We start from the raw sequence: 9,566 nt of genomic DNA, 5'->3' as shown, positions 1-9,566 counted from the left end.
AGTCCCGGTCGTCCGAGACGCTACTCGGGCGCGGCGGGGCTGTGACGTAGGAACGCCGTGCTGGTCGGCCTGGCCGCTGTCATGGCGCACCCGCCGCCCAGTCGCGGCGCCCCCTCCCTCGACGAGGAATGGGCGCAGCCCCCTAGCCTAGCCGGGATGGTTTCTGTTCGTTCAGGCTGTAGCTACGCCCGCCGTGCTGCTCAGGACGGCCGTAGCCACCGCAGCCCTGTGGCCAGCTCGTGAGGGATGGTGCTCAGCACGGCGCTGAGGGCGAACAGGAACACGCCGATGGCCTCGAGGGGCAGTTCTTTGTGGGCTTGCTCGCGGATCTCGTCCCTGAGCCCCTTCTGGCGCTCCTGCTGCTCGCTCGTGAGGTCCCGTCTGAGCGTCTGCACCCTCTTGCGAGGAGGTCCTCGATGAGCGTCGGAATCTTCTCCAACCGCAGCTCGTCGCGCTGTAGCTCGCTCAGCTGCTCGATCCTCACGACGCCCTCGGGTCGGGTGGAACGGGGAGCCTCGTCGCGAGGCCGCAGCGACCTCACGCTCGCGCCGCTTGCGGCCAGCTCGTCGTTGCGGGCGGCGCGGATCGGGAGCAGGGGGCCTGTCCGGTTTCGGTGCCGGAGCGGACAGTGGAGCCTACGACGTCATAGTTGAGATGTACAGTAGGGGGGTATAGCATTATTCGGTGATCGACCAGGGGCATATCGCCGAAGTCGTCACCGAGGCCGGCTACTCCGTTCAGGACTGACCCCGGTCCCACAACGAAAAAGGTCGTTCCGCGATGGCGAGGGAGCAGACGGAGTCCGAGGCCCGCACGCTGGACCTGCGGGTGGAGGGCATGTCATGCGGGTCGTGCGCCGCGCGCGTTCAGCGGGTGCTGCGCAAGCAGCCCGGCGTGGCCGACGCCGAAGTGAACTTCGCCGCGGGCAAAGGGCGGGTACTCATCGACGGCGGCAGTGACGTCGATGTCGATGTCCTGCGGACAGCCGTGCGCAAGATCGGCTACACCGTCGAGGTGCCGGACGTCACTGGCGCCATCGTTATGGGAGTCGGCGGCATGACCTGCGGGTCGTGCGCGGCTCGCGTCCAGCGCGTGCTGTCCAAACGCGACGACGTCGCCGAGGCCCAGGTCAACTTCGCCACGGGCAAGGCCCACGTCCTGCCTGCCGTCCCAGATCCCGACCTGGCCGCGTGGCAGGCCGGGGTGGCCAAGATCGGCTACGAGCTGCGCCCGCTCGGCGCCGCCCGCGACGCCGCCGCCGAGGACCCCCACGAGGCCGAGGAGCGCGCCAAGCGCTCCTGGCTGACCCGTGTGCTGGTCGCCACTCCTGCCGCGCTGTTCATGCTCGCCACGATGCTCGCCGGCCATGACGCGATGGCGAACCCGACGCTGCGCTGGACCATGTTCGCGGTGGCGATCCCGGTGCAGTTCTGGGTCGGCTGGCCGTTCTTGCGTGAGGCCGCCCGCCGTGCGCTGGTGCGCACCGCGAACATGGACACCCTCATCGCGATCGGCACGCTGTCGGCGTTCTTCTTCAGCGTCTATCAGCTCGCCGCCGGCCGGATGGACCTGTACTTCGAGACGGCCATACTGATCATCTGGTTCCTGACGCTCGGCCGCTACTTCGAGGCACGGGCCAAGGGGAACGCCGGTCGCGCCATTCGCGCGCTGTTGGAGCTCGGCGCCAAGGAGGCTCGGGTCGTCCGCGACGGCGTCGAGGTCATGGTCCCGGTCGACCAGGTCGTCGTCGGAGACCTGCTGCGTGTCCGTCCGGGCGAGAAGGTGCCGGTCGACGGCGAGGTCGTCGAGGGGGCCAGTGCCGTGGACGAGTCCATGCTGACCGGCGAGTCCGTGCCGGTGGACAAGACCGTCGGCGCGAAGGTGTCGGGGGCGACGATCAACGCCGCAGGGGTGCTCACCGTGCGCGTGACCGCCGTGGGCGCCGACACCGCCCTGGCACAGATCGTGCGCATGGTCGAGGAGGCCCAGACCGGCAAGTCGGGTGCGCAGCGACTGGCCGACCGGATCTCGGGGATCTTCGTCCCGACCGTCATCGGTATCGCCGGCGTCACGTTCCTTGGTTGGTGGGCACTCGACGGTGATCCCACCGGTGGGCTGCTCGCCGCGGTCGCGGTGTTGATCATCGCCTGCCCCTGTGCTCTAGGGCTGGCGACTCCGACGGCGATTATGGTCGGCACCGGCCGCGGCGCCCAACTGGGCGTGCTGATCAAGTCCGCCGAGATGCTGGAGCGGTCCCGTTCGGTCACCACCGTGGTGTTCGACAAGACCGGTACCCTGACCGAGGGAGAGATGGCTCTCACCGATGTCGTGCCCACGCGAGGCCTTGGGACCGCGGAGCTGCTGCGGCGCGTCGGTGCGGTCGAAGCTGACAGCGAGCATCCCATCGGACAGGCCATCACCGCCGGCGCCCGCGAGCAGGTCGGACCCCTGCCCTCCGTCACGGAATTCCAGGTGCTGCCCGGCCTTGGGCTGCGAGGCGATCTCGACGGGACCACGGTCTGGGTCGGCCGACGCAAGCTGCTCGCCGAGGCCGGTCTCATCCTGCCTCTCACTCTTGACCAGGCAGGCCAGGACCTGGAAGGACAGGGGCGTACCGCGGTGTTCGCCGGCTGGGACGGCGAGACCAAGGGCGTGCTGGCCGTGGCCGACACCGTCAAGGACGGCGCCGTAGACACCGTGGCGGATCTCCACGTCCTCGACCTGCAGGTCGCGATGATCACCGGTGACAACGCCCGAACCGCCGAGGCGATCGCCCGCGACGTGGGCATCGACCGCGTGCTGTCCGAGGTCCTGCCTTCCGACAAGCAGACCGAGGTCCAGCGGCTGCAATCCGAGGGTCAGGTCGTGGCCATGGTCGGTGACGGCGTCAACGACGCCCCCGCGCTGGTCCAAGCTGACCTGGGCATCGCCATCGGCACCGGCACCGACGTCGCGATCGAGTCCAGCGACCTGACGCTGATGCGCGGTGACCTCCACGGTGTCGTCATCGCGATCGGCCTGTCCCGGCGGACGTACCGCACGATCGCGCAGAACCTGTTCTGGGCGTTCGGCTACAACACGGCCGCGATCCCGTTGGCCGCCCTCGGACTGCTCGACCCGATCATCGCCGGCGCGGCCATGGGGTTCTCCTCGGTCAGCGTGGTCACCAACAGCCTCCGACTGCGCCGCTTCGCCCGCGGCTGACGGGGTCGCCCAGCTCTCTGCTCATGGCCGGCGCCGGTACACCAGCCGGCCTGGACCTACAGGGGTAGGGTAGATGAGGGCGGCACCCTTGTGTCTCTTCTTCCTCAGGAGGCTTCCTTGTATGGATACAGTCTGAACAAGGATCAGTACCTGTCCAGATTGCGCCGAATCGAGGGACAGGTCCGGGGCCTGCAGCGCATGGTCGACGAGGACACCTACTGCATCGACATCCTTCAGCAGGTCTCCGCCGTCCAGGGCGCTCTCCAGAAGGTGGCGTTGGGGCTCATGAACGAGCACGTCTCCAACTGCGTCGCTGACGCCGTCAAGGGTGATGATGCAGACCACGCTCGAGAGGTCGTCGACGAAGTGACCCGCGCGATCGATCGGATGGTCCGCGCACGATAGCGGCGACAGAGAAGGTCGCTCACGACCATGCGCCCTCCCTATGCCCAGTACGGGTACGCGTGCTATCACCTGCAGGTCGACTACCCCGTCGTCCAGCGTGACCTCAACCACTGGCTGCCGCTGGTCAAGTGGCTGCTGGCGATCCCCCTCTACCACCCGCCGTTCAGCCTCAGCTGAACCGAGGAAGCGAGAGTCGAGCGCAGGACGCACTCCACGACCGGTACCGGCCACCCCCGAGCCGGACGAGACGACGGCGGGCATGCCAGTCGGCAGTGGTCGAGGCGATCAGCCACCACCTTCCCCGTCGATGCGGGACCTGGGGAACCTCCAGCAGCCAGAAGTCGCCGGCCACCAGCACCGGGGGATGGACGCGCCAGTGCACGAGGTCGTCGCCAGCCCGATCGTCCCGCGCCCGTCCCAGTCGTCCCCGCCGACCCCGACATGGAACCGGACGTGCTGCTCGTCGCCGGCGGACTGGCCGTCGGCGCGGCCGCCGACGATCCGCGACTCGCCGGCCTCGCCGCGCGAAGCCGGGAAGTCGGCTCGGTGTGCACCGGCGCACTGCTGCTGGCCGAGGCCGGCATGCTCGATGGCCGGCGGGTGACGACCCATTGGGCGCTGGCCGACCTGCTCACCAGTGCACATCCGGAGGTCGAGGTGGACGCCGACCGCATCTATCTCCACGACGGCGTCTGGAGCTCCGCTGGCGTGACCGCGGGCATCGACCTCGCCCTGCAACTGCTGCGCAGCCACCACGGCAGCGAGATCGCCGCCCAGGCCACTCGCCACCTTGTGGTCGACCTGCAGCGGGCGGGCGGCCAGCAGCAGTACAGCACCCACCTCGCGGACCAGCGGTCGTCACACCCCACGATCGCCGACCTGCTGGCCCACGTCGCCGACCACCCCGACGCGAACCTGTCGATCCACGCGCTGGCCGGCCACGTCGCGATGAGCGAGCGCGGCTTCCAACGCCTGTGTTCACCCGTGAGGTCGGCATCAGCCCCGGCAGGTCGTCGAGCGCGTCCACATCGACGCCGCCCGACGGCTGCTGGAACAGACCGACGCCGGCATCGCCCGCCGCTGTGGCTTCCCCACCACCGAGACCTTCCACCGGGCGTTCCGGCGCCTCGTCGGCGTTACCCCCACCGACTACCGCCGCCGCTCTCCCTGGCCCCCAGCCAATGAGGAAATGGAGGCGCGGTCGGTAGGGTGCCTCGTCGCAACGTGGGAGGTAGACCGTGTCCACTCCACCCCAGTCCTACGCCGCCCGGCTGGACGTGGACTATCCGGACCAGCTTGACCGGGTCACCACGGCCTTTCGGCTGATCTGGGCCATCCCGATCCTGGTTCTCGTTGGCCTGCTCACCGCCACCGGGAACGAGACCGTGATGACCGAGACGGGTGAGCAGGTTCGCAACACCGGCGGGGGGATTTCCGGCGGTCTCTCGCTCGCCACGGCGCTGATGATCGTGTTCCGGACGCGCTACCCGCGCTGGTGGTTCAACTTCGCCCGCGAACTGACCCGCTTCCAGGCGCGGGTCGGCGCCTACCTGGCCCTGCTCACGGACCGCTACCCGTCGACCGTCGAGGAGCAGGCGGTGCATCTGCAGATCGACTACCCCGACGTCGAGCGCGACCTCAACCGCTGGCTGCCGCTGGTCAAGTGGCTGCTGGCCATCCCCCACTACCTCGTGCTGGCCGTGCTCGTACTCGGGGGATCGGTGCGGTCGTGATCGCCTGGTTCGCCATCCTGCTCACCGGGCGGTATCCGCAGGCGCTGTTCGACTACGTGGTGGGGGTGAGCCGATGGGCACTGCGCGTGCAGGCCTACGCGTTCCTGCTGGTCACCGACCGCTACCCGCCGTTCACCCTCACCTGAACCGAGGAAGCGAAAGTGCGGGAGCGCGGGATGAAGGCGATCGTCCACGACCGATACGGCCTGCCCGAGGAGGTCCTGGAGCCGCGGGAGTCGATACGCCGGCGGTGGATAACACCGGGGTCCTGGTTGCGCAGGTCACCGGTGTGTGCAGCACGCGCAACGCGGACCTGGTCCGCTCGATCGGCGCGGACCACGTCGTCGACTTATACCCAGCAGGACTTCACCCGCGGCGGGCAGCGCTACGAGGTGATCGTCGACATGGCCGGCAACCGGCGGTTGGCGAATCTGCGACGCGCGTTGAGCCCCCGGGGCACGCTCGTGATCGTCGGCGGCTCGGGGGGCCGGTGGCTGATGGGCTTGGCCGCACCATCAGGGCGCTGGTGGTGTCACCCTTCGTGCGTCAACGGCTGCGGGGACCTGCTCGCGCTGACCGAGCTCATCGAGGCGGGCACGGTCGCCCCGGTCATCGACAAGACGTACGAGCTGAGGGAAACGTCTGAGGCGCTCGGCCAGGTCGGTCAGCCCCATACCCAGGGCAAGACGGTCATCACCGTGTGAGCGGCGCACCGGTGCTCGGGGGCATGTCTACACGACTCGTGTCGTATCGTGTAGGGTGGCCGGCATGACGACCCACCGGTTGAACATCACCCTCGACGCCGAGCACGCGTCGAAGCTGTCGCGGCTGGCCGCCCGCGTGCACGTCAACGAGGGCACCCTGGCCCGGTCCCTGTTGACCAGCGCCATCGATGACAGCGACCCCGACCCGCACACTATCGTGGCGCTACTCGACGCGATCGATGGCGCCTTCGAACGCGCGCAACTGGGCCGACACCAGGCGTCCAGCGGCGACACCGTCGCACTGGACGACCTGTAGACCATGACGCGGGTCGACCTCGCGGCCGCGGCCGTCGAGGACCTCGACCGCCTGATCCTCACCCTGAGCCTTCCCGCCGACACGCGTCAGCGGGTGCGCGCGTCGCTGTCACCACTGCGCGAGTTCCCTCGTCTCGGCGCCGAACTCGAAGGCCGGTGGGTGGGTCTTCGGTTCCTGCTCGGCCCCTGGCGGTGGATGCTCATCGTCTACGGGTACATCGAAGCCGACGACCGGGTCGTCGTCGTCACGATCCAGGACGCCAGGTCGTCCCGCCGGGTATAAGGGCTTCTCGGGCCGTGCGCGCGGTCACTGCGGCCGCCTCGTGCCGACGTAGGTGTGCACGCGCTACGATGTGTCCACTCTCTTCGTAGAGGTGGACACATGGACGTGGGGGTGCGTGAACTCAAACGACGGCTGTCGGAGTACTTGGAGCGAGCAGCCCACGGCGAGCGCATCACAGTGACCGACCGCGGACGCCGGAAGGCAGTCCTCGGCCCCCTGCCCGGCGGGGATCACCTCGAACGGGGGGTCGCCGAAGGCTGGATCACGCCGCCACAGGTGCCCGGGCCACTGCCTGCCCCGCCTACCAGGTTCCGGGCATCGATGAGCGTGCGGGAGATGATCGAGGAGGACCGGCGCGAGGAGTGAGCCTCTACCTGGACTCCAGTGCCCTGCTCAAGCGCTACATCGACGAGCCCGACAGCAGCCGCTACGACGCGATCCTCGACAGCGACACGGTGTGGCTCACCTGCCGGCTCACCTGGGTGGAGGTGTGGCGCAACCTCGGCCGCCGCCTGGCAGGACCAGACGCCTCGGTCGCCAGGGACGCCTTTCGGGCCGACTGGCTGCGTCTGGCCGTGGTGGAGATCGATGCCGTCCTAGCCGAGGACGCTGGCCGGGTGGCGGACCTCACGGGCAGCCGCAGCCTCGACGCGCTGCACCTGGCCGCGCTCGAGCGTGTGGGCCCTTCGGGCATCGCCCTCGTCACAGCAGACCTCCGCCAGGCCCAGGCCGCCCGGACGTTGGGCTGGACCGTGCTCGGAGGCTGACCGCTGCCGCCGGTTGGCCCGGTCGAAGGAGACGTCCCCCCAATTCGACGAGGCGGCGATAGCCAGGCCGACGTGCAGCCCGACGCCCGAGCCACACAAGACTCCGCGTACAGGACGACCACGGCACCGTCCCACCACCTACCGACCCGTGGGCGGTGTCGAGACCGGCGCCGTCGCGGTGAAGGATGGCCGGGACCTGACCACGCCGCCGCGAGGTCGCGGTGGGCCGGCGCGACCAGCCAGCGAGCGAACCTCCCGCGGCGCCGTTGGCAGCCGTCAGCCGATGGCGGCGGACGGACATGCTGGCGACGACGTCCCACAGCAGCCGGATGACCTCGCCGACCGATGGCCGAGACATGGCGCACCGTGTCGTCGGCGGCCATCACCTGGGCCCGCGGCCCTCCCGGGGTCGATGCCGACGTCGTCGCCGGCCCCGCCGTCCTGACGCGCTTCCCGGTTGACTCGTTCACTCATCGGACTATACGTACTGTCTACGCCAAGCTCTGGGTCAGGGAGGCCGCGGTTGGGTAGGGCGGAGGCGCGCCACCAAGAGGCAGGAACCTGATCGCCTGGGCCATCGTGGACTGCCAGGCCGGGACGGAGCCCGTGTTGGTTCAGGTCGTGGGTCGCGTTGGTGCGTTTCCTCCGCCCTCCCGTCGAACCGTGCGTGCGGTTCTCCCGCACACGGCTCACCGACGTCTTTCACCGGCGGCATTCGGCGTCCGCCACGGCCGGTTTGGCCGTGGCGCGACGACGGCTCCGTTGAGGTTGAGCAGCCCCATGAAGTCGCGCGACTCGTGCACGACGACCGCCCAGCCGTAGCTGCGGGGTCGCTTGTGGCGCTTGGCCACGAACTGCACGAGCCGGTTGATCGCGTGGGCGTGCATGCAGTCGAACGGGCGGGCGGAGTTGCCGTAGCGCAAGTAGCTCACCCAGCCGCGCAGGAAGCGGTTGACGTCCTGCACGACCTGCTCGACGGGCACCGCGAGTCGCCGCCGTGCCGTGAGGTCACGGAGGCGGTCGCGGGCGTGCTGCATCGCCTTGCGTGAAGGCCAGCGGGCGAGGAACACGATGTGTCGCGACCGCGCCGTACGGCCGCGCACCAGACGGTGATGGAAGCCGAGGAAGTCGAAACCCTCGCCTCCCTCGGTCAGGTGCACGATCCGTGTCTTGGCCGCCTTCGGCTGCAGGCCGAGGTCGGCCAGGAAGGCGGTGAGCAGCGCCAGCGCGCGCTCGGCCTCCCGGCGGGTTCGGCACATGACGACCAGGTCGTCGGCGTAGCGGACCAGCTCACCGCGGCCGTCGGTCTGCCAGCACCGGTCGAGCCGGTGCAGGTAGACGTTGGCCAGCAGCGGCGAGATGACGCCACCTTGTGGTGTGCCGGTCACCTCGCGTCGGACCGCCCCGTCCTGCATGACGCCCGCGCGCAGCAGCGTGCGCAGCATCTTGAGGATTTGGCGGTCGCAGACGCGTTCCTCGATCGCGGTCATCAACTCGTCGTGACCGATCGCCTCATAGCACGAGGCGATGTCGGTCTCGACCACCCAGCGCTGGTTCCTCCAGGACTCATCGAGCAAGACCTGCAGCGCGTCGTGCGCCGCCCGCTTCGGGCGGAACCCGAAGCTGCACGGCAAAAAGTCGGCCTCGAAGATCGGCTCGATGACGATCCTCAACGCCGCCTGCACGACGCGGTCACGGACCGCCGGAACCGACAGCGGACGCCGCTCGGTCGAGCCGGGCTTGGGAATCCAAACCCGTCGCGCCGGCAGCGGTCGCCAGCGGTGCTCCTTGAGGTCCACGGCCAACTCGTCAAGCAGCCGGGCTGCCCCGTACTGCTCAACATCAGCGATGGTGGTCTGGTCGATGCCGGCGGCGCCGCGGTTGCGGCGCACCTGACCCCACGCCCGCTCCAACACGTCCCTGCGGTGGACCTTGTCGTGAAGCGCGTGGAACCGTCGCCGGGGGTCGGCCTTGGCCGCCCGGTACAGCGTTCGTTGCAGTTCTCGGACCCTGTCTTGCTCGGCGGGACTAGCCACGAGGGCACTCACCGGCCCTTCCCTGCACGCGACGCGCAGACGAAGCAGCGGCCCTTCCCTCACCGGCGGTTGTGTTGTCCGACCGGCTCAAGCGGTACTACGGCCGCCTCCGACGCCCT

The 9,566-nt window shown here is 69.3% G+C and carries 11 protein-coding genes and 1 pseudogene; 10 read left to right on the top strand and 2 right to left on the bottom strand.

Annotation, left to right across the window (positions count from 1 at the left end; all coding sequences use genetic code 11):
- Positions 1-200 precede the first annotated feature (200 nt).
- A complete protein-coding gene (locus M3N57_09175; protein MDP9022847.1) occupies positions 201-395 on the bottom strand; it encodes a hypothetical protein in 195 nt (64 codons plus the stop codon).
- Between the two features lie 385 nt (positions 396-780).
- Here M3N57_09175 and M3N57_09170 point away from each other — a divergent pair, with 385 nt between their 5' ends.
- The 10 genes and pseudogenes from M3N57_09170 to M3N57_09125 all read left to right on the top strand — a co-directional run bounded on the left by M3N57_09170 (position 781) and on the right by M3N57_09125 (position 7,411).
- Positions 781-3,204 (top strand): heavy metal translocating P-type ATPase, encoded by a 2,424-nt coding sequence (locus M3N57_09170; protein MDP9022846.1) that lies wholly within the window; start codon positions 781-783, stop codon positions 3,202-3,204.
- Positions 3,205-3,321: 117 nt separating this feature from the next.
- Positions 3,322-3,609: a metal-sensitive transcriptional regulator gene (locus M3N57_09165; GenBank protein MDP9022845.1), complete on the top strand. Its 288-nt coding sequence runs from the start codon at positions 3,322-3,324 to the stop codon at positions 3,607-3,609.
- Positions 3,610-3,636: 27 nt separating this feature from the next.
- The gene (locus M3N57_09160; GenBank protein MDP9022844.1) at positions 3,637-3,786 is read left to right on the top strand and encodes a hypothetical protein; all 150 of its coding nucleotides are present in this window, start codon (positions 3,637-3,639) and stop codon (positions 3,784-3,786) included.
- A gap of 264 nt (positions 3,787-4,050) precedes the next feature.
- On the top strand, positions 4,051-4,794 hold the full coding sequence (locus M3N57_09155) for a DJ-1/PfpI family protein (GenBank protein MDP9022843.1): 744 nt from the start codon (positions 4,051-4,053) through the stop codon (positions 4,792-4,794).
- 86 nt (positions 4,795-4,880) lie between these two features.
- Positions 4,881-5,488 (top strand): annotated as a pseudogene (locus M3N57_09150) (DUF4389 domain-containing protein).
- A 30-nt stretch (positions 5,489-5,518) separates the two neighbouring features.
- Positions 5,519-6,046: a zinc-binding dehydrogenase gene (locus tag M3N57_09145; protein MDP9022842.1), complete on the top strand. Its 528-nt coding sequence runs from the start codon at positions 5,519-5,521 to the stop codon at positions 6,044-6,046.
- A 64-nt stretch (positions 6,047-6,110) separates the two neighbouring features.
- Positions 6,111-6,362, top strand: coding sequence for a hypothetical protein (locus M3N57_09140; protein MDP9022841.1), 252 nt, complete (start codon positions 6,111-6,113; stop codon positions 6,360-6,362).
- Between the two features lie 3 nt (positions 6,363-6,365).
- Entirely contained in the window at positions 6,366-6,644 is a 279-nt protein-coding gene (locus M3N57_09135; protein ID MDP9022840.1) for a hypothetical protein, read from the top strand.
- A 99-nt stretch (positions 6,645-6,743) separates the two neighbouring features.
- Positions 6,744-7,010, top strand: a complete 267-nt coding sequence (locus M3N57_09130) for a type II toxin-antitoxin system prevent-host-death family antitoxin (protein MDP9022839.1) — start codon at positions 6,744-6,746, stop codon at positions 7,008-7,010.
- Entirely contained in the window at positions 7,007-7,411 is a 405-nt protein-coding gene (locus M3N57_09125; GenBank protein MDP9022838.1) for a type II toxin-antitoxin system VapC family toxin, read from the top strand. The genes M3N57_09130 and M3N57_09125 overlap by 4 nt, the downstream gene beginning before the upstream one ends.
- A gap of 689 nt (positions 7,412-8,100) precedes the next feature.
- Here the strand turns inward: M3N57_09125 and ltrA are convergent.
- Positions 8,101-9,459 (bottom strand): group II intron reverse transcriptase/maturase, encoded by a 1,359-nt coding sequence (gene ltrA / locus M3N57_09120; GenBank protein ID MDP9022837.1) that lies wholly within the window; start codon positions 9,457-9,459, stop codon positions 8,101-8,103.
- Positions 9,460-9,566: the final 107 nt, after the last annotated feature.

The sequence above is a fragment of the Actinomycetota bacterium genome (genome assembly GCA_030776725.1).
In the GTDB taxonomy this organism is placed as follows: Bacteria; Actinomycetota; Nitriliruptoria; order Nitriliruptorales; family JAHWKO01; genus JAHWKW01.
The sequence above is the reverse complement of the archived record's forward strand: the minus strand, read 5'-3'. Positions and strand labels throughout refer to the sequence as shown.

Coding starts and splice junctions, on each gene's coding strand:
- M3N57_09170 (MDP9022846.1), top strand. CDS start 781: ATGGCGAGGGAGCAGACGGAGTCCGAGGCCCGCACGCTGGACCTGCGG.
- M3N57_09160 (MDP9022844.1), top strand. CDS start 3,637: ATGCGCCCTCCCTATGCCCAGTACGGGTACGCGTGCTATCACCTGCAG.
- M3N57_09155 (MDP9022843.1), top strand. CDS start 4,051: ATGGAACCGGACGTGCTGCTCGTCGCCGGCGGACTGGCCGTCGGCGCG.
- M3N57_09145 (MDP9022842.1), top strand. CDS start 5,519: ATGAAGGCGATCGTCCACGACCGATACGGCCTGCCCGAGGAGGTCCTG.
- M3N57_09140 (MDP9022841.1), top strand. CDS start 6,111: ATGACGACCCACCGGTTGAACATCACCCTCGACGCCGAGCACGCGTCG.
- M3N57_09135 (MDP9022840.1), top strand. CDS start 6,366: ATGACGCGGGTCGACCTCGCGGCCGCGGCCGTCGAGGACCTCGACCGC.
- M3N57_09130 (MDP9022839.1), top strand. CDS start 6,744: ATGGACGTGGGGGTGCGTGAACTCAAACGACGGCTGTCGGAGTACTTG.